The 25,088-nt window shown below is 59.1% G+C and carries 12 protein-coding genes; 3 read left to right on the top strand and 9 right to left on the bottom strand.

Annotated elements, in window-relative coordinates; all coding sequences use genetic code 11:
- Positions 1 to 16 precede the first annotated feature (16 nt).
- On the bottom strand, positions 17 to 1,966 hold the full coding sequence (gene asnB, locus TBK1r_RS22350; protein WP_145215669.1) for an asparagine synthase (glutamine-hydrolyzing): 1,950 nt from the start codon (positions 1,964 to 1,966) through the stop codon (positions 17 to 19).
- Positions 1,942 to 2,922, bottom strand: coding sequence for a zinc-dependent alcohol dehydrogenase (locus TBK1r_RS22345; protein ID WP_145215666.1), 981 nt, complete (start codon positions 2,920 to 2,922; stop codon positions 1,942 to 1,944). The genes asnB and TBK1r_RS22345 overlap by 25 nt, the downstream gene beginning before the upstream one ends.
- A 157-nt stretch (positions 2,923 to 3,079) precedes the next feature.
- Here TBK1r_RS22345 and TBK1r_RS22340 point away from each other — a divergent pair, with 157 nt between their 5' ends.
- Positions 3,080 to 14,371 carry an FG-GAP-like repeat-containing protein gene (locus TBK1r_RS22340; protein WP_419580271.1) on the top strand — a complete coding sequence of 3,764 codons (11,292 nt, stop codon included), beginning with the start codon at positions 3,080 to 3,082 and terminating at the stop codon, positions 14,369 to 14,371.
- Between the two features lie 191 nt (positions 14,372 to 14,562).
- Complete coding sequence (gene cls / locus TBK1r_RS22335) at positions 14,563 to 16,005, top strand: cardiolipin synthase (protein ID WP_145215660.1); 1,443 nt, start codon at positions 14,563 to 14,565, stop codon at positions 16,003 to 16,005.
- 23 nt (positions 16,006 to 16,028) lie between these two features.
- On the opposite strand, the gene TBK1r_RS22330 is transcribed toward cls, so the two are convergent.
- From TBK1r_RS22330 to TBK1r_RS22310, 5 genes are all read right to left on the bottom strand, one after another.
- The gene (locus tag TBK1r_RS22330) at positions 16,029 to 16,676 is read right to left on the bottom strand and encodes a lysophospholipid acyltransferase family protein (protein ID WP_145215657.1); all 648 of its coding nucleotides are present in this window, start codon (positions 16,674 to 16,676) and stop codon (positions 16,029 to 16,031) included.
- A gap of 3 nt (positions 16,677 to 16,679) precedes the next feature.
- Positions 16,680 to 17,660, bottom strand: coding sequence for a phosphatidate cytidylyltransferase (locus tag TBK1r_RS22325; RefSeq protein WP_145215654.1), 981 nt, complete (start codon positions 17,658 to 17,660; stop codon positions 16,680 to 16,682).
- Positions 17,657 to 18,400 (bottom strand): CDP-alcohol phosphatidyltransferase family protein, encoded by a 744-nt coding sequence (locus TBK1r_RS22320; RefSeq protein ID WP_145215651.1) that lies wholly within the window; start codon positions 18,398 to 18,400, stop codon positions 17,657 to 17,659. Before TBK1r_RS22320 ends, TBK1r_RS22325 begins: the two co-directional genes overlap by 4 nt.
- An 83-nt stretch (positions 18,401 to 18,483) precedes the next feature.
- Positions 18,484 to 19,236 (bottom strand): SDR family NAD(P)-dependent oxidoreductase, encoded by a 753-nt coding sequence (locus tag TBK1r_RS22315; protein ID WP_145215648.1) that lies wholly within the window; start codon positions 19,234 to 19,236, stop codon positions 18,484 to 18,486.
- Between the two features lie 262 nt (positions 19,237 to 19,498).
- Positions 19,499 to 20,752: an outer membrane protein assembly factor BamB family protein gene (locus TBK1r_RS22310; RefSeq protein ID WP_145215645.1), complete on the bottom strand. Its 1,254-nt coding sequence runs from the start codon at positions 20,750 to 20,752 to the stop codon at positions 19,499 to 19,501.
- Between the two features lie 115 nt (positions 20,753 to 20,867).
- On the opposite strand from TBK1r_RS22310, the gene TBK1r_RS22305 reads away from it, so the two are divergent.
- Positions 20,868 to 22,328 carry a polysaccharide lyase 6 family protein gene (locus TBK1r_RS22305; protein WP_419580270.1) on the top strand — a complete coding sequence of 487 codons (1,461 nt, stop codon included), beginning with the start codon at positions 20,868 to 20,870 and terminating at the stop codon, positions 22,326 to 22,328.
- Here the strand turns inward: TBK1r_RS22305 and TBK1r_RS22300 are convergent.
- Both TBK1r_RS22300 and TBK1r_RS22295 read right to left on the bottom strand, forming a co-directional pair.
- Positions 22,325 to 24,610: a xanthine dehydrogenase family protein molybdopterin-binding subunit gene (locus TBK1r_RS22300; protein WP_145215639.1), complete on the bottom strand. Its 2,286-nt coding sequence runs from the start codon at positions 24,608 to 24,610 to the stop codon at positions 22,325 to 22,327. The genes TBK1r_RS22305 and TBK1r_RS22300 overlap by 4 nt on opposite strands.
- Complete coding sequence (locus TBK1r_RS22295) at positions 24,607 to 25,068, bottom strand: (2Fe-2S)-binding protein (protein WP_145215636.1); 462 nt, start codon at positions 25,066 to 25,068, stop codon at positions 24,607 to 24,609. The genes TBK1r_RS22300 and TBK1r_RS22295 overlap by 4 nt, the downstream gene beginning before the upstream one ends.
- Positions 25,069 to 25,088 lie beyond the last annotated feature (20 nt).

Here is a 25,088-nt window from a genome sequence, read left to right as displayed (position 1 = left end):
CTCGCAAGCCGGACGCTTACGCGACGGTGGAGGAGAGCAGCATCCACCATAGCGGGTCGGTGGCGGTCTTGGTTTCCCGGCTGGCGTGCTGCATGTTCGATAATGTCTGTCGAACCTTGGCCGAATCAAAAAAAGGATGGTCGTCGATTTTTGATTGAACGTAGTCTCTGATTCGGCGACAACGCAGCAAGCTGTCGGCCAGCGGTGGCGCGTCAAAAGGCCGTTTGGGACGCTCGATGACGCACGCCGGCAAGCGATTTCGCATCCCCTCGCGGAGCAGCCATTTGTCGGTGAATCCGTCGCCGTCTGCGGGGGAGCCCTTCGGTCGACATGATTGGGGACGGAGCAAATGGGAAACGGGTTGTTGTTTTACCCAGTCGAAAAGCAGATGGTCCAACATCGGCAAACGGCCTTCGGTGCCGTGTGCCGCTTCGCATCCGTCACCCAAGGTGCGGAGGATGTTCTGCGCCAATGCCGTCTTGATCCAACAATAGAGTGACTGGTGGATGACATGTCGGTCACGTAGTTGTTCTTGATGGAACACACCGGCAGCGAGTTCTTCCATCGCGTCCCGGCCGTGGAACTGCGCCAGGAAATCTTGTTTGACGTGTGAGCGGAGCATCCATCCCTGGGAGGCTTTTGCGGCCAGGAACGTCGGCAGGTACCCGAGCGCTCGTTGAATCGCCTGAGTCGGCAGCGCGCCGCCGGCCGCGGGGATCATGCTGCCGTAGGAGTTTCGATTGTCGGCTTGGATCTTTTGAATCGCACCCGGCGATGTCTGTCGGCAGAGATCGATTTTCAGATGGGCATATCCGGCCAGCAACTCGTCGGCCCCTTCACCGGTCAATGCGACTTTGTACCCGGCATCGGAAATCGCCCGACTGAGCAAAAACTTGGCAGGCAGATGCCCATTGACGCACCAGCCTTCGCTGACCGCAACGGATCGCTCGATGGCATCGATCAACGTTTCCGCCGAGCCGTCGAGACCGTGGAACGCGACGCCTGATCGAGTCGCCATTTCAAGGGCAAACGTTGTTTCATCGTGGTCGTGTTTACCGGGAAAGCCGATCGAAAACGCGGACGCAATTACGCCCTGTCGCGAGGCCGACTCCAAGACACTGCACGAATCGATGCCACCGCTGAGATGAGCGACAACGGGAACATCCCCCCGCAGTCGAATTCTGACCGCTTCGTCGAGTCGATTCACGAAGGAAGCGGCCGAGTCGCGCGGGTCTTGCCGGTCATGAAGCGACGGCTGATCGTTCCGTCGCGGGTAATCCAGATCCCAGTATTGCTTCAGCGAAATGGCACCCGCCCGGGCGACCGCGAGATGCCCTGGTGGAACCTGATAGACATTCCGGTACAGCGTGCGATCGGGCAGCGTGTATTGAAAACTCATCGCGTGCCAGACTGATTCCACGTCCCGTTCCAGTTGCATCCCCGCGGCACGAAAGGCGCGTGCTTGGGAGGCAAACCAGATTTCTCCGGAGCGGTGCGTGTAGAGCAGCGGTTTGATGCCGAATCGATCACGGACGGCGACCAATCGGTCGGCGATCGCGTCATGGATCAGAATCGCAAATTCGCCGCGTAGGTAGTCAACGAAATCCAATCCGTATTGGGCGTAAAGGTGCAATGCAAGCTCGCTGTCGCTGTGGGTTGCGAAGCGCTGCCCTTGGTTTTCAAGTCGTCGCCGCAAGACGTCGTCGGGATCATAAAGTTCTCCATTGACGACAATCGACAACGTGCCGGCGCCGTTGCGGATCGGCTGGCAGGCCGATGCGCCTCCGTTGACTGCCAGTCGGCAATGCCCCAGTCCGATCGATCCCACCGCATCGTTTCCGCCTTGCAACAAGACGGCGATTCCATCGGGACCGCGATGGGCCATCGATTCGGTCGCCTGCATCAATCGCCGGCGGTTCAGCAGTTGGGGATTCCCCGAACTCACGCATCCGACGATGGCACACATTGATGCTGCGTTCTCACTGCGAAAGGAAGGCTCTGGACCGACGTCAACTCGATGAAATGTTTTCGAGACGAATCAGATTGGGCGGCTTTGAATGCCGGAATCGCTTGATCCGCACTCCAGACGGGACCGAGCAGTGATGCGAAGTCGATGGAGGGATCGAGCAACAAGCGTCGGGCCTCGCCGAAGTCCGCATAGTTGACCGGAAAGATTTGGTGTTCCTTCGGAAGCATCGCTTTCAAGTCCAACGCGATCGGCCGCAGCGGGCGACTTTTCAATACCAAGACTCCGCCCGGGCGAAGGCAATCGGCAAGTTGTGCAAGCGAATCCGTCGTGCCTTCGGTGTCGATCGCAAAGTCGTATTGATCGGTTCCCAACGGCTGCTGGTTCGGATGGACGCAGCGAATGAATTCGAAACCGCGTGATCGCAGGATCATCGCGGTCAGTTTGGCCAGCCGGCCATAGCCATAGACGACACCGTGTTGCCGAGTGCCCAGCGGCGCCTTGAGCACGGCCGCACAGGCCGCGACCGGTTCGAGCAACGCTCCGACGCGATCGTCAAGCGTCTCGGGTAGCCGCCAAGCGTTTTGCCAGGGGATCGTGATGGAGTCGGCGATCGCACCATCGACATCGACGCCCAAAAATTTCGCCTGGGGGCAAGCGTATTGCCAACGGCCGAGGCATCGATCACACCGTCGGCATCGCAGCACCGGATCCGCGGCGATCTTGTCACCGATCGAAAGGCCGCGAACGTCTGATCCCACCGAGACGATTCGCCCGACAAACTCATGCCCCAGGACTCGGGGCGTCTGGACCTTCAATCTGCCCGAGGCGACGGCTAGATCGGTCCGGCACAATCCGACCAGCGACACTTCAACGGTGACGTGCGCCGGTCCGCATGTCGCCGCAGCAACGTCGGTCCACAAGGTTCCCGCGTCGGTTCGAACAAGGGCATGCAATCGGGGGCCTCATGAAATGAAAAAACTTCCATCGACTCTTTTAACTTAAAGGAATCGCAACGCCACGGAAAGGTTCGGAAGATTCTTACACACCTGTACGGTGGAATACCTTATAATGGCCCGAAGGGCTTCATTGGGTCCAGCCGAGGCACTTGTGATGAACAAGACCCTGCGACGGCACGCTTTCCAACGCAGAGCGTTGGTCGAGCGACTGGAGCGGCGAGATCTGTTAGCCGCCAGCCCCTTCGGCACCAATCCCCTGCAGCGTTTCGACGTCTCTCGCGATGGTGCCGTCTCTCCCCTCGACGCGTTGCGCGTCCTCAATGTCATTGGCCGATCCGATGGTGTGACGGCCGATCCTGCTAAGAGCATCGGCAACTTCATCGATGTGAATGGCGATGGAGTTGGAACACCACTCGATGCGCTGCATGTGCTGAATGTCCTGGCGCTGAACATCCCCCTCGTTGCCGCGACTCTACCGAATGACTCAGCACCCGGCGCGGCGACGAACCTGGATTTGATCTCCAATGACTACCGTGTTGATTTGCGCATCAGTTCGGGCGAGCTTGGCAACAAGGGTGTGTTTGCGCGAATCGATGGCGCGGGGGACGATCCCTTCGTCGACATCACGAGCGCGTTCACTCAATCGAAGGCAACGCTTTCGACGCAGCAGATCGACACGATCGCCGGCGGCCCTCTGGCGGACGGCGATCATCGTTTTGAAATTCGCATCGGAACGCAGGGGAATCAAATTCAATTCGATTTGACCGTCGATCGCGCCGCACCGGCGCCCCAGCTGTTGGTCGATCCGACGGTGCGTCGCAGTTTCGATTCCGCCCAACTGGATTTGGGCGAGACCGTCGCGACGCCCCTTGTGCCGACCAGCTTCGAGTTGACGATCGACGGCGGGTCACAGCATGGAGAAGCGGTTCCGATCCGTTCGGTCGATACCGTCAACGAATCGACGCGGCTGTTGTCGCTCTTCCAGTCCCTGCCTGACCAAGCGTATCGACTGACAACGACCACGGCGTTCGAGGACTTGGCGGGGAACGTACTGGGTACGGGCACAGAGATTGCAAGCTTTCTCGTCGCCGATCCGGCTGGGATCAGGTCGACGTCTCCGACTGCCGGTGAAGAGTTGGTCAGTGTTATCCGCAAAACGATCGTGCGCTTTGACGAACCGGTTGATGCGTCCACGGTGACCACCGACGCGTTCTACTTGATCGCCAATGGCGAACGGGTCGACGGTTCGATTCGGGTGTCCAGCACCGAACGGTTTGCGACTTTCTTTTATGACGCGCCGCTGCCTGCGTCGACGGAAATCAGGGTGGTCGTCGACGGCTCCAAGATCATCGGACGAGATGGCCTTGCGCTCGATGCCGACGGCGACGACGAGCCGGGCGGATTGCAGAACGCCGATTTTCGCACCCTGCCGCTGACGCCGGTGAAGGGAACGGGGGTGTTCGGATTCGTCAAAGATTCCAATTCGGGGGAACCGATCGTTGGCGCGACGATTCGTGTCGATTCCCTACCCGGAAAGAACGTTGTCACCGATGTCAACGGGCGTTTTGAATTGATCGACATGCCGGCGCCGGAGTTCTTCGTTCACATCGACGGCACGACCGCAACGAATCTACCCGCCGGCTACCTTTATCCGAACGTCGGCAAGCCCTTCCATAGCAACGCCGGACGCTTGGTGCAGTTGAATATGGGGGGCATTTCGTTCGACATCTATCTACCACCGCTCAAAGAGACCGATATCCAAGGCTTGTCACCCACGGAGCCGACCCTGGTCGGATTCGGCGCCGACGGGCGGGCCCGTTTGGAACAGATCCTTCCGGACATCGACCCAACCTTGTTCGATGAGTTTTCGCTCACCGTTGAGCCCGGCGCGGCGCTCGATGATTTGGGCACGCCCGCCACCACCGCAGCGATCATCCCGGTCGAGCCAGACCGGATTCCCGCACCACTGCCATCGTTCTTGGATCCACAGTTGGTCGTCTCGATCCAGGTCCCCGGCGCGACCGGTTTTGATGTCCCGGCGGAAGTCACGTTTCCGAATTTTGATGGCCTGGCTCCCGGCGAAAAATCATCGATCTTTTCGTTCGATCATGACGCCGGAAAATGGAAGCTTGTGGGCACGGGCACGGTCAGTGAAGACGGACGCCGAATCGTTTCCGACGGTGGAGTCATCGAAGCGCCGGGGTGGCACACGGCACAAACCGGAAGCCTCGCCAAGGGCGGTTACAAGAATTTTGGACAGGGGCAAGCCAGTGTCACGATCAGCGGGTTGAATCGAATTTTCACCGCTGAGAATCAGGAAGCCCAAATCGTCATCAGCAACACGTCCAACAAGCCGGTCAAGGCCAAGGTTCGGCTGGACAAGATGTCCCAGCTGACCAAGACAGGTATCGATAATATGACGCTGGATCTTGGCCCCAAAGAATCCAAAACGATCGATTTCAAAGCACGCAAGGTCACTGAGGATGAGATCAAGAAACTGCAGGATGACGACCCGAACACCAATCATGCCAAGATCTACACCGGCACGGTCAAGGTCACCGCGACCAGCGGCGGTGCACCACTTGCCGATGAAACGTTCCTGTACGCATTGATCGTCGCCAAAGATGCCAAGCTGGCCTTTCCCAATGTCTTGAAGGAAGAGGACTCACAACCGGCCGCGGACGAGAAAAAGGTTTTGCACCTGAGCGTTGCCGGGCCGATCCAAGACATGAGTTTCGCCGGCGACGATCAAGACATCACGTTCGTGGGTTCACAGGGATCGGCAACCTTCAGTGTCTTGTCCACAGAATTGCTCGACCGATTGCAAAGCCCGTCGGGCGAACTGACGTTGTCTCACAAAGGCGAAGCGTTGCCTGCGATCCCGGTCAACGCGGCCGACGCCATTCAGCTCGATCCGTTCGCGATTCGGCGTGTCTCCGGCAAAGTCACCGGCGATATCAATCAACGCTTCACGATCGAAGGAAAAGTCGAGATCGGACTTGCCGGACCGACGTTCGAACCCTTGTTTGCCATCAACGGGACCTTCGAAGTGAATGAGGAGTTCTTCCTCTTATCCGGGTCGATTACGACGAACCTGCTGGAAGATATTCCCGGGTTCGGACCGGAAGTCTTTTTGACAGAGAAAGACAAGAAGGTCTTGCGGATCAATCGCATGACCAAAAAATTTGAATTGTTCCCCAGTCAAGACGTTCCCGATCAGCCGCCGAAAGAAAACGCGTTTGTCTTGGCAGGCCTGAAGTTTACCGTGACCGACATGTTCTTGCCCGAAACGGGCGTCGGATTGGGGCTGAAGGGAAAGATCACCTTGCCGGATAAATTGGGTAACGTCGAAATCGACATCGGCTCCGGCGAAAACTCTGACAATTCGGTGATCATCACCACAGCCGGTGTGGATCTGACCGGAGCGACGGTCGCGTTCCCGGATCAACGATTCTCGATTTTCAAAGTCCAAGCCGAAGCGACGGACTTGAGCTTGGAATTCCAAAAGCGTGGCGTCGATGATCTGGGCGTCGAACGTGGAAATCGATTCTTGTTACGCGGGCAGCTGGAGTTGCTGTTTCCAAAATTTGATCCCGAACTGCGGATTGCGGCCTCCTTTGCATCACCGGAAGATGAGGAAGCGTTGGTCGATTTAAGCGAGAGTTTGGGGAAAGCGTGGACCTTCGCATTGGAGGAAGAACCCGAACTGGCCACGATCGATGCCAAGGCCGACAGTGCGCCGGAACCGGAGGATCCGCCGGACGATTCGTTCATCCGGCTGGAATTCAAACCCGACGGCACGCTCGGGTTGGATGCCGTCGGACGGATCGCACTGAAAAGCTGGAAGCTTGGCAAACTGGCCACGGTCGAAGATGTGTTTTTGCAGATCGACACCGTCAACGACAATTACTTGGGTTTCGCGCGAGTCCTGACACCGTTCAAGAAAGCCGGAGAGATCAACGCCTTGGTCGGATTCGAGGGCGGCGAACTGGATTTGGTTGCCGTCGGCATCGGCGAACTCAACGGTGGAGTCGGTTTTCAAATGGGAACCACTCCGATGTACCTGCAGGCAATCGGTTCCGGGGTGAAAGATCTGACCGACGGGGTCCGCGGGATCGACTTCATCGCGTCATTGACGGCGACGTTGGGGCCGGCGACCAACAAACTGTTCAAAGGGTTTTCATTGCCCGGCTTTCTCGGCGGTGCCTCTTTCGAGCCCGGCAACTTGTTGCAGATCGATGTCGGCGGGAGCGCTTCATTGGAAGGCTTCCGCGTCGGCGGCCAAGTGGTCGTCGGCGGAGACGAAGACGGTGGTCTGTTGGTCGGCACCGGCAAGGTCGTGGCAAATTTCGTCGATCCGTCAATCGTCGTCCAGGCCAAGTTGGAAGCCCTGGGTGGCCTGCTTCGGCTGGAAGGTTTAGACGGCGGTGAGTTCGCATCGCTTGCGGTCAACAGCAACTTTGATGTCGCCGGCCAAGGCAAAGCGATTGCCCAATTGCCCGACTCCCTGCCATTTCCACTGGGCTTTGCCGAAGGAAAGGTGCTCGGTTCCGCATCCGGCGTCGTTCAGTTCACCAACGACGGCATTTCCGAGAACGACTTTGTTGCGTTCTGGGGCGAGATTCCTCTGTTTACCAATCCATTCAACAGCAAGCCCGTCACGGCGGTCGCAGGCGTCCAGGTTTTTCTGGCGGCCAAGTTCCCCAATCTGATCACGAGTCTCGGAGAAGCAGCCGCGATTGCCGGTGCCAGCGGAATTGCCAGCGGAGTTGCCAGTCAGGCCGAAGGCGAATTTACAGGACAAAAAACCTTCACGATCGAAGCCGACACCCCGTTCACCCTGTTCGCGACCCAATGGGACACGGTGTCGACGACGGCCGAAATCGAGCTGGTCGATCCGACAGGCACGGTGATCGAAGAATCCGATTTCGACAGTCGGCAGGAGATCATTGTGATCAGTTCCTCCGAGACCGATCGCAACATCGTTGTCGTCGAGCCGATGGTGGGCAACTGGACCGTCCGGCTGGTTGATCCAGAGAACGACGACCTCGGTGAAACGCAATTCACGTCGTTCCTGAGCGTTGAACCGGCCACGCTGGAATTGACCAACGTTGACTTGAGCGGCAATGAAAGCAGTCTCGCGATTGACTTCGTCACGACCGAGACCACCGAAGACGCCACCGTGTCACTGTTCTTGGACACCGATCAAAACGATTTCGACGGAGCACTACTGGCCGCTGCTGTTCCGGTTGCCGTCGACGGCACCGGATCGATCGTGATCGACCTGTCAAATCTGGATTTGCCGGCCGGCGAATACTTTGTGTTCGGCGTGTTGGACGAACCCGGCAAACCGCTTGTCACGAGCGACTACGTGGATGCGGGTTTCCAGATCACCGACAACGGCGCTTTGGCTGTCGTCGACAACGTGGCTGCCGCGTGGGTCGGTGGGAACCAATTGAAGGTCCAGTGGGATGCGGTCGACGGGGCCGAGGCCTATCGCATCGGTTTGACGGACAACGCTGCCGGCGCGCCCTTGCAACAGACTCTGGTCGTCGGTGCGAGCGAAACTTCGGTGGTCCTTTCCGACACGCTGCTGATCTCACCACTGATCGTCGGCGAGACGTACCGATTGGAGGTGGTGGCAATCGATGTATTCGGATCAGCGGGCCAGCGGGGCGGACAGGCGATCGGCATCGTGGGGCCAAGACCGACCGTGCTGCCGGAAACCGGCCAGTTCGACGTGTTTGCCGATCCGGGATCGACCTTCACCGGCCAGCTGTCTTTGGCCCAGGACGAAATCGCATCCATGCTGGTCGGGCCATCCAACGCAACCATCGATAGCGATGGAGCGTTCACGTGGGACGTTCCGGCGGACGCTCAAGGATTCACGGATCTGCGGTTCAAGATCACGCCGACGATTGGTCCGGCACGTTTCGAAAACCTCGTGCTGGCTGCTCAATCTCCTCCGGCCGGAATCATCACCGGCCAGGTGTTTGACGACACGAATCGCGACGGTGTGCAAGACAGCGGCGAAAGCGGCGCCAGCGGCATCGCGGTCGAACTGGTCGATGTGCTCACGGGAGACGTGTTGTTGACTACGACCAGCGCTGATGTCGACCTGAACAACGACCAGACGATCGATCCGGACTCGGAGCAGGGCGTCTTCTCGTTCACCGATCTCGCCGCCGGTGAGTTTTCGGTGCGTCGCGTGGATGTGGCGAACCAACCGCGACGCGTCACGCTCGCGGCAAATCAAACCGAAACAATGTCACTTGGCAATCGATCACAAGGGAGCATCGCTGGCGCGGTCCTTGATGACAACGACTTCGACGGACAGGGCGACGTCAGCGTCAGTTCCGTGGTCGTCTACATGGACCTTGATGGAAGCGGTTCGCTGACGGCCGGCGATCGCGAAGTGGTCACCGACGAAAACGGTGCTTTCCGATTCGATGATTTGTTGGCGGGCGAGTTTGACATCGGGATCGTCGCGCCGGACGACTTTGATGTCGTCGGACCGACGGTCCGCACTGTCACTTTGGCGATCGACGAAGCGGTGGACGATCATGACATCGCCCTGCAACTGAACCCCAGTTCCAGCCTCTCGACGGCGACCTTGCGCGTCTCGGACGCCGACAACGCTGTCGGCGTTTTCAACTTGCTCGAATTCGGTGAAATCCTGGTGGACGGGACGGGCGGTGACAGCCTGACGCGAAACCTGGAGTTGTTGAATCTGGGCGGCGAAAATTTGGTGATCCACTCCGCACGCATCGCCGACACGGACAGCGGGTTCGTGATCGACGGGCTTGACGATGGCACCACGATCGTTCCCGACGGCATTTTGGGGGTGACGTCTGCCCATCCGTTTTCGCTGAGCTTTGATCCGACGCAAAGCGGAGTGGTTGATACACAACTGGTGATCAGCAGCAATGACCCGAGCAGTCCGACCACGATCCGGCTGACCGGAAACGCGCGCTCGCCCGACCCCGAATTGTCGGTCATTTTGGAGAACAACAACGCGGGAGGAATCACGTTGGCGCAGTCGGAAACGCGGGCCGAATTTGTGACGCTTCGGAATACCGGCAACCAACCTCTCTCGATCACGTCGATCACCGGATCGCTGGGATTCCAACCCGTCGGCCTACCCGCCGGTTTTCCTGACACGCCGATCGCGTTGGCCGTCGATGAATCGATCGACATCGATGTGTCGGTACGAGCGACACAGTTGGGTATCCAAGGCGGCACGCTGACGTTCATGTCGGATGATCCGGCCAATCCGGTGATCAGTCGCGGCGTGATTGCGACCGGCATTCCGGCCTCGGGGCCGCAAGCTTCGATCGGCGAGGACTTCGTCGCGATCGAGATGCCGGCGTTGTCGGCGGCGCCGGTGCTGCGTGGGACCACGAACCTGATCGGCAGTTATGAGTTCTTTTTGACGGCCCAGGCAGCCTATGAAGTCACGCTATTCGATCCCGTCACGGGATTGGTGGCGAAATCGCTCGGACAAACGGCCGCCACCGGTGTGGTGACGAATGTCACGCAACCGTCTTTCGTTGCCAGCCTGAGCCCGGATTCAGACGGCGACCTGCTGCCCGACGACGCGGAGTTCGCCGTGGGCACATCGGCAACCAATCCCGACACCGACGGCGATGGAGTGTTCGACTACGCGGAACTGAGGCAGGGACTCGATCCACTGAGCGGGTTGCCGGTTTCGATCGGAACGCTGGCAAGCCTGCCGTTGATGGGGCAGGCCAAAGAGATTGAACTGGTCGGGTCAACCGCTGACACGTCCGTTCAGAATGCGTATGTGGCGACCGGTTCACACGGGCTGGCGATCATTGACGCATCAGACGCCATGAATCCGATCACGCTCGGGCAACTCGATTTACCTGGTGACGCCACCGACGTTGCGGTCGCCGCGTCCGCCAACTTGGCCGCCGTCGCGACGGGAACCGGGGGACTGCAATTGGTCGACGTCTCCGACCCGATGCTTCCAACGTTGATCCGGTCGGTCGACATCGAAGCCGATCGCCTGGACGTTTTTGGCTCGATTGCCTTCGTCGCGAATTCGACGTCTCTGGTCAGTGTTGACATGGAATCCGGCACGATTCTGCAACAATTGGATCTCGGCGAGTTGACCGACGTCGTTCGTTTGGGACCGATGCTCTACACGATGGGCAGCGACAAGACGTTGTCGGTGATTGAGGTCACCGGGCTGACGATGTCTCCGCGTGGATCGGTGGTACTTCCCAACGGCGCCGGTCGGTTGTTCGTCTGGGACGGAGTGGCCATTGCGACGGCGGAAAGCAACGACCGTGGTGGGATCGTCACCGTCGACATTTCGGATCCGGATGCGCCGACATTGATCAGCGATTCAGACGTTCTGGATCCCAGCGTCGGCGCGTCGACTGCGATCGCCGCCAACGGAACCGGGCTGGCGTTGATCGTCGGCAATCCGGTCGGCACGCCGGTTTTGGATGTTGTCGATGTCACCGATCTTGAAAACACGGCGACGACTGCGGAAACGTTTCGCACACGTGTCAGCTTGCCATCGGCACCGTCGGACGTCGTGATCGCCGCCGGCATGGCCTACGTTGCCAACGGTATCGATGGCTTGCAAGTCGTCAATTTCTTGGCCTTCGACGACCAGGGGGTTCCCCCGACCGTCTCGATCGATGCGTCGAGTGCGGATGTGGATGCATTGTCCGCGGGGATACAGGTGTTTGAAGGTCGTTCGTTGCCGATTGAGTTATCGGTCAGCGACGATGTGCAACTTCGCAGCGTGGAATTGCTGGTCAACGGAATCGTGGTCCGCAATGACGTTTCGTTTCCGTTTGATGTGACGGCGTTGGTGCCGAATCTGACCGATGGTGCGACATCGGAGAACCTGATGTTGCAGGTTCGCGGGACAGACACCGGCGGCAACCAATCGCTCTCGCAGTTGTTGGAATTGGAGGTGATCAAGGACGACGTCGCGCCGACAATCTCTTCGATCAGCCTGGCCAACAACGATGAATTCCCGCTCGGATTCATGAGCGTCGACATCGATTTTTCTGAACGGATCGCATTGATCGACGCGACCAACATTTTTGTCACCGGTCCTTCATCGAATCTCGTCGAACCGGTCAATCTGCTCGTTGCTCCCGACGGAACGTCGGCGCGGCTGACGTATCAATTGTTGGAAATCGGCGACTACCAATTGACGATCGATGCACCCAATGTCCGCGATGTGCCGGGGAATCCGCTGGGCGGTTCGCCGATCCTGACCGACTTTAGTGTGCCCGCTGTTCCGGCAACCAACGAACCCCTGTTTCCCGGATTTGCCTTGCCGCTCATTGACGGCGCGTTAGCGACGGCCACGGGGGATTTCAACGGCGACCTGATTCCCGATCTTGCCGTCGCCGTCGAGCCTGGCCCCGGCGGCCCGTTCCACACGCTGGACATCTACCTGGGCATCGGCAACGGCACCTTCGCCGATCCGATCCGTGACCCGCTCACGGGGATCCCCGCCCAATTGTTCGTCGGCGACTTTACGGGAGATCAAATCGACGACGTTCTGATTCGTTACCAGTTCCAAATCAACATCAGTGTCAATCGTGAGATCTTGGCGATCTTGTTCGGCCAAGGCGACGGGACGTTCGGCGACGATGAAATCCTGTTCGGTGGCAAATCGATTGAAACCGGTTCCTATCCAAACCATTTGGCCGTCGGAGATTTTGACGGCGACTCGGACCTGGACGTGTTTGCGACGACGAGCAACGGCTCGATCAAGACGTTTCTCAATCGAGGGACCGGAACGTTCACGACCGTCTTGAATCCCGGGTTCGGGTTCACCGCGCTCGACTCGGCAGTCGGCGATGTCACCGGTGACGGCAGTCACGACGTCGTCGCCGTTCGCAATGAAGTGGCCACGATTTTCAGCAACAACGGATCGGGAACGTTTTCGGCGATCGCGACCCCCGATCCGTCGGGGACTCGGACGTCAGCGGTCGCTCTCGCGGATCTGAACGACGACCAAAACCTGGACCTGATTTTTGGCGATCGGGTTGACCACAGCGTCTCCGTCATGCTCGGCAATGGCGATGGAACGTTTGCCGACGAATTGGTCAAACCGATCAGCATTGAGGCCGACGCGATCGTCGTCGGCGACATCAACGAAGATTCAAACCTGGACCTCCTCGTCGGTGACTTCGGCGGAGTCCAGTTGACGGTGTTGCTCGGTGACGGCGCCGGTGATTTCTCCAGCACCAACCTCTTCTCCACCTCCAAAACAACCGCCTTCATCAAACCACTGTTGGCGGATTTTGATTTCGACCAGAATCTGGATGTGGTGATTCCGACCCAAGTCGATTTTTTCAAGCACCAAGTCGAGATGGTGTTCGGTCTGGGCGACGGCACGTTTCTGCAGCCGGTGCGCGCCGAGGTTTCCGATGGCACGAACCTCGGAACCACCGAGACCCTGACGACGGGAGACCTGAACGGCGATGGGATCCTCGATCTGATCAGCACGAATCTTCAATTGGATCAGGTGATCGTGAATCTGGGCATCGCGGACGGCACATTCGGCGCGCCGACGATGTTCGGTGGTTTGCAAAACCCGTTCGCTCCACGAGTCGGCCTGTTCGACAATGACGCCCATCTGGATGTAGCCATTTCGAACGGCTCGGGCATCGTCCTGATGCTCGGCGACGGTACCGGGGCGCTTGGCACACCGATCGAAGTCCACTCGCAATTCCAAGGCACACCGCGTTCCTTTGAAGTGGTTGACCTCGATCAAGACAACGAATTAGATTTGATCGCCGTCATCTCCGGCACCGTCACCATCCTGATGGGCAATGGCGACGGCACCTTTGAGGACCCGATTTCAATCGTCGCACCGGTCAGGGCACTGGGTTCGGCGGTCGCTGATGTCAACGGTGACGGGTTGCTGGACATCGTGATCGGCAGCGACTTGGTGGCCGGCACTCCGGCGGTCAGTCTGCAACAGGCCGATGGCAGTTTTGGAGCGTTTCAAGACTTGGTCCCGAGTGAACAGTCGGGCGTAACTCCCAATGCCGTCGTGACTGCGGATCTGAACGGCGACAACCGAATCGACGTGGTTTCATCGAACCAGGACAGCGATGATGTGACGATCATGCTACAAAACAGCAGTGGGAATTTCTTTGTCGCGGCGACGTTGCCTGTCGGCGACTCACCGCGGGACGTGCTTGCCGAAGATCTCAATGACGACGGCAACATTGACTTGGTGATTTCGAATCGTTTCGACGGGCATCTTTCCGTTTACCTGGGGAACGGTGACGGAACGTTTGCCGATGAACTTCGATTCAGCGTCGGCGGAAACCCGATGGAAATGGCCTTGGCAGACTTCAATCAAGATGGCCTGCTCGATCTGGCCGTCATCGACACGCTCGCCAAGGACATCGTGGTTCTACTGAATCGCGCGTCCTAGTGCTCTGTCCAGATTTGAACTTGGGGTTGCGTTTATCGAGCGGAAAAGGGGTCAGGTACCAAAAACCAAATGGCCCGACGGGTGCTTCGCATTTTTGGTACCTGACCCCTTTTCCGCGGCACCCTCAATCTAAAAGTTGACGGAGCACTAGTGGGGTAAGCATCCGGCTTGCCAGTCAATACAATTGGTACATGATCGATCCCTCGCCCACCAACCTGTCGCTTTTCGGCGCCACCGTCTTTGTCTTCGTGGTGCTCGGCATTGTGTCCGCCGTCCAGGCGGTGATGACGACTCGGACCTCACAGGGTGCCGTCGCCTGGGCGATCACTCTGATCACGTGGCCTTTTTTTGCGGTTCCTGCGTACTGGATTTTTGGACGCAATAAATTTCAAGGCTACGTCGATTTGCGTCGTGACAGGACCAGCGATGCGATCGAAAACTTGGACGACGTCCGCCGCAATTTGGAGCCCTACGCCGTCGACCTGGGCTCGCGGTTTGGCGATGCGCGCGCGTTGGAACAACTCGCCCGGATGCGATTCACTCGAAACAACGACACCCGTCTGTTGGTCAACGGGCAAGCCACCTTCGATGCGATCTTTGCGGAAATCGATGCGGCCACCACTTACATCTTGGTTCAGTTCTTCATCATCCACAATGACTCGCTGGGGCGACAACTGAAAGACCGGCTGATCGCGCAGGCGAAACGTGGTTTGTCGGTCTACCTGTTGTACGACGACATCGGATCCAGGGGCATCCCCAAAGCGTTCGTCAACGAACTGACCGCCGCCGGCGTCCACGTCACGGGGATGAGAACGACGCGGGGTTGGCGAAATCGATTCCAGATTAACTTTCGTAACCACCGCAAGATCGTTGTCGTTGACGGCCGGATCGCGTTCGTCGGCGGGCACAACGTCGGGGATGAATACATCGGCAAGCACCCGCGGCTGTCTCCCTGGCGTGATACCCATCTGTCGATCAGCGGCCCGGCCGTGCTCGCGACGCAACTCGCCTTCGTCGAAGACTGGTACTGGGCGACCGAAACGATGCCCGCGGTCAGTTGGGAACCGCAACCGTCAAACGACCATGACCGGATGGTGTTTGTGCTGCCGAGCGGTCCCGCGGATGACTACGAGACCTGCGGGCTGTTCTTTACGCATGCGATCAATTCGGCCGACGACCGGATTTGGATTGCGACGCCCTACTTTGTTCCCGACGAAGGGGTGATCACAGCGCTGCAATTGGCGGCGTTTCGCGGTGTCGATGTGCGTGTCTTGATCCCCGGGATACCGGACAAGCCGTGGATCAAGCTCGCCGCGATGTCTTACGTCAATCAGGTGATTCAGGCCGGAGTGAAGGTGTACGAGTACGGTGACGGGTTTCTGCACCAGAAAGTCGTTCTGGTCGATGGCTACGCTTCGGCGATCGGGACTGCGAATTTCGACAACCGCTCGTTTCGATTGAATTTTGAAATCACCGTGTTGACGATCGACGATGAATTTACCGACGAAGTCGAACAGATGCTGTCGAACGACTTTGCCAATTCACGAGAAATCACACGCGACGTACTTGCCGTGCGGCGCTGGTGGTCGGTCGCGATCTCGCAAATTGCACGCCTGTTCGCTCCCATTCTTTGAACCCCTCGCGGCCGCTTACCAGCTCAAGACGGCTCCCAACGCGGGATTTCTTTTTCCGCTTCCAATTCGTTCATGGCATCACAAATCGTTTGCATGAAAGTGTCTTTTTTCCCGGTCCACTGAACCGGCTGGCCGATGAACACGTCGCAAAAAAAGGGCACCAAGATGCCTTCGCCCTTGGGTAGCGAACGTCCCAGGCCATGCATGAAAACGGGCGTAAAGGGAACTTCGGGGTAGCGTTTGGCGACGTGCGCGATGCCCGTTTTGAAGTCGTCTCGGATCTCAGGTGCCCCCCGACTGCCTTCGGGAAACAGAATCAGGATCTTGTCATCATCGAGTGCCTCGCAGATTCCAGCCAGAGGGTCTCGGCGCACACCTTTTACTTCGCGTTCCAACGGAATGATTCCGATAATTTTCGTCGAAAACCATGCCATCAGCCGGTTTCTCAAAAAATGATCCGCAGCGGCGACCGGATGGACGTCCTTCAGCCGCCGCATCCCGAAGAGGGTCATTAGGACCATCGTGTCGAGGTGGCTGTTGTGATTGGCGACGATGACGGCCGGCCCTTTTTCTGGCAATTGATTTGAACGGCGGACGTTCAGGCCGATCACAATCAAGATGACCGGTCGGACGATGAACAGAAAGTAGGCAAAGCGAAGCAGGTCCGTCATCGTTCAACCGTAACAGTAATAGATAAAGTGAAAGAACAACGGCGCGGTGTAGGTCAGACTGTCGACTCGGTCCAGGACTCCCCCGTGCCCGGGCAACGTGTGGCCGGCATCTTTCACGCCTAGATCGCGTTTGAGTGCGGAAATCGAAAGGTCGCCCGCGAAGCCTGCAACGCCGATGATCAACCCGGCCAATAGCGATCGCGGCAGGTCAAGAAACGTCAGCCAGGGGCCGACGAAGGCCGCCAAGACGACGGTGGACGCGACGCCGCCGATCAATCCGCCAACCGTCTTGCCCGGGCTGACCTTTGGAATGACCTTCCGCTTGCCGATCGTTTTTCCCCAGCAAAATTGTGCGACGTCGTTGAACTGAGTCAGCAAGACCAGCAACACCAACAGGGCCGCGCCGCCGGATGCTTTGGAGGCTTCGTCAGCCCAAACCACGGTGACGCGGGCTGATTCACTCGGCTGGATCATCATCAACATTGCCGCATGCGAGAGGCTGAAAACCGTTGTCATGAGCCCCCATTGAACCGTCCCGATCGCGCGCAGAAACCCCTTGGTTTCGCCGATCAGCACCATGCGAGTCGGAAGTCCTAGGAACATGTAGACCGGAATAAAGATCACGAACATTTCGTACCAGGCGATCGCAACCCAGCAGTACTGAAACGGGATCGCCAGGTAAGCCCAGAACAACACGCGATGATCGGCCCGCCGCGTCGGGATGAGTGATAAAAACTCCTTGAACGCGAGGAAGCTGACGAATCCTAAGAAAGCGACTGCAGTCGTTCTGGAAACGGCAATCATGAAGGTAAAGCAACCGACGATGATCCACCACGTTCGGACGCGAAGCACCAATTCGGTGTCATCGCGGTCGGGATCGGCGCGCTTGCGCAAGAGGAGGATCACGTTGGCAAGCAACAGCAGTCCTGCGATCGCCGCAAACGTCAGGCAAATCTCCGTCGACAGGTGATCAAACAAACTCATTCCCCCTGCGCGGATTCTGCGGGGGAGCGATCGTCTGCGGGAAATTCGTCCGCGGGTAATTCGGACGGGCGCCGCATCTGGGCACAAAGGGATTCGGAAATGATCATCAGGCGACGCACCGAGGTGATCACACCGCCGACGATGATCAATCCCAGAACCGCTCCCATCACAGGGGCTTGCCAGCGTCCGGACAGTCCCGAACTTGTCAGCGAGAGCAACGCACAGAGGACGCAAGCGAAGGTCATCAGCGCCATCCGCTGGGGCTTGGCCATCGGTCCGACGAAGACTTCACCCGCGCCCGCGCTGGATCCGATCGCGCGGATGTAAGCGACAAAGACGGCAACGACCGCCGCCGCCAGCCCCAGTTCCGCTCGCGATGCCAACGAGTATCCCGCGCCGATCAGAATGGCGACGTCCGAAAGACGGTCGGGGACCTCGTTGTACAACACGCCGACCGGTGACGCTTTTCCTCCTTCGACCGCCACCATGCCGTCCAGCAAATTGGCGATCAATCGCAGTTGCATGCAACCGGCTGCCGCCAGATAAAGGATTGCGAGCACGCCTGACGATCCCGCCATCGACGTTCCGGCGAGCGCTAAGCCGGCGATGACGCCAAAGACCATGCTGGAGGTGCTGATCATGTTGGGCGTCACGCGGGTCTGCGCCAGTCGTTCCGCTGCGTACTGAAACACCCGCCAACTGCGGGTTTTCAGCGGCCGTCGCCCTTCAAGATCATTCATCGTCAGATGCCCATTGAATTCTTGCCGCCGATCAACCGGAGAAAGGTGCTGCGTCGATTGTAGCGAGATTGTCCGCAGCCGAGCTACAGCAGCGTCTGACCGCCATCGACGCTCAGGATCTGTCCGGTTGTCATCGCGGTGCCGGTGGCGAAGAACAGCACCGCGTCGGCGATGTCGTCTGGTTGGGACGCCTTGGGGATCGGATAGCCGGCCACCATCGCATCCAGATCCCATTTCGGATTGCCCTCCTTGATCCAACGGCTGTCGATCGGACCGGGGCAAACCGCGTTGACGCGGACTTCGGGCGCCAGCACTCGGGCCAGTGATTTGGTCATCGTGTTCAGACCGGCCTTCGTCGCGCAGTAGGCGATCGAGGAACCGCTGCCGGTGATCCCGGCGACGGAACTGACATTGACGACGCTTCCCGAACCGCTGGCTCGCAACAAGTCCGCGGCCGCCCGCGTGACAAAGAACGCACCCTTCAAATTGACCGCCAACATCCGGTCCCACATCGATTCGGTCAGCCCCTCTAGGTCGCGATGTTCGATGAAGGATGTCGTCGCGGCGTTGTTGACCAAGACGTCCAATCGCTCGAAGACCTCGTTGACTTTGGCGATCATCTTGCGGACTTCCATGTCGTCGGAAACGTCACAACCGACCAGCAAGACCTTCGCCCCGAGTTGCTTCACGTCGGATGCCGTTTGAAGCGCGTCGCTTTCGCTGCGGGAGTAGTTGATGACGACGTCAAATCCGCGGCGGGCGAATTGCAGCACACAGGCGCGGCCGACACCGGTCGCGGATCCGGTCACGAGAGCAACGGGTCGTGAAGTTGGCATCTGTCGGTATTGTTCTGTGGATCGAGGGGAGGAGAGGATCAAAGTCGCCGGTTAGCATATCCCGGCAGGGTGAAAGAGAGTAGCTGATAGGGCACGAGCCGATAGGCCTGGGGAGTCAGGCGTGGGGCCCGGGCGCTCACGCGAACCGGCTGATGTCTAACGATGATCAGCCGTTTGGCGCGAGCCTACGGGCCATGGGGGAGTCAGGCGTGGGGGCCCGGACGCTGGCGCGAACCGGCTGATGTCCGACGATGATCAGCGCTTACTTCACGCAGTAGATCGCTTGGTTGCTGCGCAGGTAGGCGCGGCCGTTTGAGATGGCCGGTGTGGCGTTGAAGTCCGATTCGTCCAACGGTTCGCTCTTGGCAATCTGCTTCATTTCGGGCGTCGCTTCAAAGACGTACGTCCCGCTACGACGCGTGACGACATACAGACGCTCCCCGACTTTGATCGGTGAGGCGTACACGGGACTGCCGCCCGACTTCAGATCATCCAATCGCTCTCGCGTCACTGTCTCGCCGGTCTTGGCATTGACGACGAAGGCTTGGCCGCGATGGCTGACCCAGTAGAGATGGCCATCGAAGTACAGCGGCGTCGGGACGTAGCTGCTGTCGCGGCTTTCCCAGAGGTGATGCGTCGCGGTGATGTCCTTGCGACCGCCACGACGAATCGCGTTGGTCTGTTGTGCCGGATACCCGCCGAACGTGTAGAACGCATCTTCACTGAGGACGACACTGGGGCTGACATTGCCGCCGTTTCCGATCTCACAAAACCAGCGGATCTTGCCGGTCGTCGCGTTCAATCCCCACACTTCGCCGGGCATCGAGATCACCGCTTCCATCACGTCGCCTTCGCCCGGAACCAGAATCGGTGTCGCGTAACAGAGTTCCAGAAGATCGTACTCGGCCTTCCAACGTTCGTTGCCCGTCGCGGCATCCAATCCGATGATCGCCCGCGCCTCCTCGGATGCATTGACGATCAAGATCCCCTCGTGCAGCACCGGGCTTGAACCGGAGCCCCATTGCCGGTTGCTGGACATTTGGCCGACGTCTTGCTGCCACACCTTCTTGCCCTCGACGGTCCAGGCGACCACGCCGGCTTTGCCGAAGAACGCATAGACGTGTTTCCCATCGCAAACCGGTGTCCCGCTGGCATAGCCGTGCTCGGTGATGTATCCCTGATACGCGTCTTCGCGTTCCGGTCCGCTGATCGCATCGGTCCAAAGCTGCTTTCCCGAGTCCGCGTCGAGACACACGATGTGCCGTTTGGCATCGGAACCGCTGCCGGAATAACACGTCACATACACGCGATTGTCGACGACGATCGGCGACGAGGAACCTTCGCCGGGAAGTTCCACAGACCACGCTAGGTTTTCCTCGCTACTCCAGGTCAGGGGGATCGTTCCCTCCGCGATTCCCTGTCCATTAGGGCCGCGAAAACGCGACCAGTCCTCGCCGCTGGCGGTGATGGAAAAGACCGAAACGACACAGAGTGCAACAACAACAGGGAAACGCATGGGTTCAGCTCATCGAGTGTTCAGAGGAGATATGATAAAAGTTTATCCTTCCCGAGCGGTCAGTGCATCTCTCGTCTGCCCACTCGATTTCCGCGTTGATTTCAGCGAAACGAACATGTTGAACATTAATCACGGGGCCGCCCGGCCCGGCTTTATCGGGTCTACGTGGCTCCTTGCGGGATGCCTTGCGGTTCTGCTGGCTGGACGCGCCGATGGCAAACAGTGGAAAATCGGCAAGGACAGCGAGTTAAAAACGGCCCTCAAGGACGTCGCGGCCGGTGACGCGATCGTGCTGGCCGATGGCGACTGGAAGGATGCAAAACTGACGTTCGAACAGTTGCCGGGAACGAACGAGGCACCGATCGTCGTTCGCCCCCAACACCCCGGCGGTGTGGTGTTTTCCGGAGCGACGGAATTTCGGGTTTCGGGAACCCATGTCAACGTCACCGGGTTTGTGTTTCGCGATCCGGACGGCGTCAGCGATGTCGTGCAACTGCGGACGCACAGTCAACGGCTTGCGCATCATTGCCGAGTCACGCAATGCTGGTTCGAACAGACCGGGGATTCCGATGCCGGGATCGAATCCCGTTGGCTGTCCATCTACGGTACCAACAATCGTGTCGACCATTGTTACTTCGGCGGCAAAAAGAGCCGAGGGACCACGTTGGTCGTCTGGGTCAGCGAGGTTGCCCAGCACCACCGCATCGATCACAACCACTTCGGTCCCCGGCCCGAACTGGGACGCAACGGCGGCGAGACGATTCGCATCGGCACCAGCGAAGTCTCCGAACTCGAGTGCGCCAGTGTCGTCGAAGACAATTACTTTTACCGATGCGACGGCGAAGCGGAGGTCGTATCCAACAAGTCGTGTGGGAACATTTACCGGCACAACGTCTTCGATTCCTGCGCCGGTGCGCTGACCCTGCGACATGGCCATCGCTGTCTGGTTGATGGAAACATTTTTCTGGGCCGACAACAACGCGGCACCGGCGGCGTGCGTCTGATCGGCCAGGACCACCGCGTCACAAACAACTATTTCGAAGGCCTGCGCGGCGACGCCGAACGTGCCGCCCTGTGCATGATGAACGGGATCCCAAACGGGGCGCTCAACTCATACGCACCGGTTCGCGGCGCGGTCGTGGCCCACAACACCTTCATTGATTGCAAGGTGTCGATGGAAATCGGCATGGGTGCCGGCAAGAAACAATCGGCCAATCCGAGTGACTGCCAGTTCGTTGGCAACATTTTCATGCCGATGAAATGGCAGCTGTTTCGAATCCATGCCGAACCGAAGGACTTCGTTTGGCAAGGGAATTTGCAACAGGCCGGCGGTGATGATCGTGACACCTTCATGCAATTCCCCCGCGTCGAACTGTCCTTGCAACGCGCGGCCGATGGATTGTTGCGGCCGAGCGATGCGCGTTCGCTTCGCTGCGACGTTCACGACATCGTCAAGAACGATCTCGATGATTTTCCCCGCGGTGCAAACGCAGTGGCCGGATGCGATGACCCCGCCACCGCGCATCGCGTCTGGCCTTCGGCGGAGAACACCGGGCCGACCTGGCGACCACGTTAGCTCCAGGAAAGGTCGTGATCGCGAAGTGGCAGATCGCGGATGCGTTTTCCGGTTGCCGCAAAGATCGCGTTGCAGAGAGCGGGGGCGAAGGACGGCACCGTAGTTTCACCGACACCGGCCGGCGCGGCCTTGCTGTCGATCACATCGACGATGATTTCGCGCGGGGCATCACTCATCGTGACCATGGAATAGTCATCGTAATTGGATTGCTGCACCCGGCCGTTCTTGAAGGTGATCTTGCCGTAACGCGCCTGGGTCGTCGCCATGATCGCGGCGCCTTCGACCTGGGCTCGCACGCGATCGGGGCTGACGATCAGCCCTGCATCGAGCGCGACCCAAACCTTGGGGATCCGCAGTTTGCCGTCTTGTGACACTTCGACTTCGACGACGTGCCCGGTGTAGCCCAGGAACGCGCGGCAGCAGGCGATGCCGACGCCGCGACCCTTGGGCAACTGTTTTCCTCGTTGCCAGTCGGCCATTTCCGCGGCACGTCGCGTGACCGCTTTGAGCCGCCCGATGTCGTAGGGATAATCCGTCGGCGAGGCGCCGCGGTTGGACAACCCGATCGCTTTCAAGTCCAGATGGCGGTCCTGGCCCAATAACTCCAACAGGTACTCATAGGGATCGCGCCCGGCGTGGTGGGCCAGTTCGTCGGCAAAGGAACAGACCGCAAAATTTTGCTGGATGTGTGCGACCGATCGCAGCCAGCCGATCCGCGTGTGCGCGGCCGCCTGGCCGACTTCGACGCGTAAATGGGGAATGTCGTAGGGGCAATCGGTCAGCCCCATTTCGACTTCGAACCCCGCCGGTTCTTTTGCAAACGGGTTGAACGTCGATCCGATCGTCGGGTAGGCCGCGCGTGCCAGCCACGCGTTCGGTTTTCCGTCGTCATCCACGGCGGCTTCCAGGTGCACGTGTGAAATCGTGTGGAAGTAATCGTTGTGGATGTCGTCTTCACGCGTCCACGTGACGTGAACGGGGCGGCCGAGTTTTCGCGACAACATGGCCGCTTCGACGCAGTAGTCCGGTTTGCTTTTGCGACCGAAACCGGAACCGAGCAGGGTGACGTTGACGATCACGTCTTCCGGTTTCATGCCCATCGCGGGGCCGACGGCTTGCTGAACCGCTTGCGGATTTTGCGTCGCAGCGGTGACCGTGCAGGAGACGACTTTGTCGCCTTCGGTTTTGACATCCGCGACCGCGCAAGGCGTCTCCATCGGAGCGTGTGACAAGTGTGGCACGGAGTAATCGGCGCGAAGCACGTTGTCGGATTCGGCGATCACCTTGTCGGCATCACCGTGGTTCCGCACCGCTTTGCCGGGCTGGTTGGCCGCCGCCGCCAAGGTCTTGGCGAATTCATCGGTGTCGTAGTTGGCGTTGGGGCCATCGTCCCACTGAATGTCAAGCGCGTCGCGTCCCTGCCAAGCGGCCCAGGTGCTGTCGGCGCAAACGGCGACACCGCCGAGCGGTTGAAACAGCGGAGCACCCACGAATTTGGGGATTTCAATGACGTCCACCACACCGGGGATCTTCTTTGCTTCGGACGCGTCGAAGGACTTGACCGTCCCGCCGACCACGGGCGGCCGGGCAATGACGGCGAACAGCTGGTTTTCCATCCGAGCGTCGATCCCATAGATCGCCTTACCCGTCAGGATGTCGTCCATATCGGTGATCGGCGTGTCCTTGCCGATGTAGCGATACTTCGACGCCGGTTTCAGAGTCAATTCGTCGGCCGCCGGCACATCCAGGGTGCTGGCGATCGAAACCAGTTCGCCGAACCCGATCTCACGATCGCTGTTGGAATGCACGACACGATGATTGTCGGCCTTGCACTGATCGACCGGCACGCCCCATTTTTGCGCCGCGGCGCGTTCCAGCATCGTCCGCGCGGTGGCTCCAGCGACCCGCATGCGATCAAAGAAGAACCGGATGCTGTTGGACCCGTCGGTGTTTTGATCACCGAGTCGTTTGTCGCCGATCGCCTGAACGATTTCCACGCGTTCCCAGTCCGCTTCTAATTCGTCGGCGACGACTCGGGGCAGACTGGTTCGAATCCCGGTTCCCATCTCACTGCGGTGGGCCAGAATGGAAACGATCCCGTCGGGTGCGATGGAGACGAACAGGTCGGGATCGAAGGATTCAAGGTTGGCCTTGGTCGCCCCCACGACGACGACTTCTTGGCCGCCGGTGACCTTGGCCATCAAGACCAATGATCCGGCCGACGCGCCGGCAAGAAAACCGCGACGCGAGATCCCTTTGCGTGATTGGATGGAAGTGTTCATTTGGCCTGCATCTCCTTTGCCGCGGATTTGATCGCCGCGCGGATCCGCGGGTAGGTACCGCAACGACAGATGTTCCACATCTCGCTGTCGATGTCATCGTCGCTGGGATCGTTGTTGGACTGCAGCATCGCGGCGGCCATCATCATCTGGCCCACTTGGCAATAACCGCACTGCGGCACGCCGTGTTGCTTCCAGGCTTTTTGGACCGGGTGGGAACCGTCTTCGGATAGCCCCTCGATGGTCGTGATTTCAGAATCACCGACTTCGCCCAACTGGGTGATACAGGACTGGATCGCGTCGCCGTCGATGTGCACGGTGCAGATGCCGCATTCGGCGATCCCGCATCCATATTTCGTCCCGGTCAAACCAAGATGGTCACGCAGTACCCACAGCAAGGGCGTGTCGTCGGGCACGTCTCCCAGATCGTGGACTTTGCCGTTCACGTTGATCGATGTCATCTTGTCCCTTTCGCAAAAGC

Source organism: Stieleria magnilauensis (genome assembly GCA_007753675.1).
In the GTDB taxonomy this organism is placed as follows: Bacteria; Planctomycetota; Planctomycetia; order Pirellulales; family Pirellulaceae; genus Stieleria; species Stieleria magnilauensis.
Note: the sequence above shows the minus strand (reverse complement) of the source record. Positions and strands in the feature narration are given on the sequence as shown.

What these genes read in the sequence shown, in the direction of transcription:
- asnB (WP_145215669.1), bottom strand. Translation starts at nt 1,966, where the DNA reads ATGTGTGCCATCGTCGGATGCGTGAGTTCGGGGAATCCCCAACTGCTG.
- TBK1r_RS22340 (WP_419580271.1), top strand. Translation starts at nt 3,080, where the DNA reads ATGAACAAGACCCTGCGACGGCACGCTTTCCAACGCAGAGCGTTGGTC.
- cls (WP_145215660.1), top strand. Translation starts at nt 14,563, where the DNA reads ATGATCGATCCCTCGCCCACCAACCTGTCGCTTTTCGGCGCCACCGTC.
- TBK1r_RS22330 (WP_145215657.1), bottom strand. Translation starts at nt 16,676, where the DNA reads ATGACGGACCTGCTTCGCTTTGCCTACTTTCTGTTCATCGTCCGACCG.
- TBK1r_RS22325 (WP_145215654.1), bottom strand. Translation starts at nt 17,660, where the DNA reads ATGAGTTTGTTTGATCACCTGTCGACGGAGATTTGCCTGACGTTTGCG.
- TBK1r_RS22320 (WP_145215651.1), bottom strand. Translation starts at nt 18,400, where the DNA reads ATGAATGATCTTGAAGGGCGACGGCCGCTGAAAACCCGCAGTTGGCGG.
- TBK1r_RS22315 (WP_145215648.1), bottom strand. Translation starts at nt 19,236, where the DNA reads ATGCCAACTTCACGACCCGTTGCTCTCGTGACCGGATCCGCGACCGGT.
- TBK1r_RS22310 (WP_145215645.1), bottom strand. Translation starts at nt 20,752, where the DNA reads ATGCGTTTCCCTGTTGTTGTTGCACTCTGTGTCGTTTCGGTCTTTTCC.
- TBK1r_RS22305 (WP_419580270.1), top strand. Translation starts at nt 20,868, where the DNA reads ATGTTGAACATTAATCACGGGGCCGCCCGGCCCGGCTTTATCGGGTCT.
- TBK1r_RS22300 (WP_145215639.1), bottom strand. Translation starts at nt 24,610, where the DNA reads ATGAACACTTCCATCCAATCACGCAAAGGGATCTCGCGTCGCGGTTTT.
- TBK1r_RS22295 (WP_145215636.1), bottom strand. Translation starts at nt 25,068, where the DNA reads ATGACATCGATCAACGTGAACGGCAAAGTCCACGATCTGGGAGACGTG.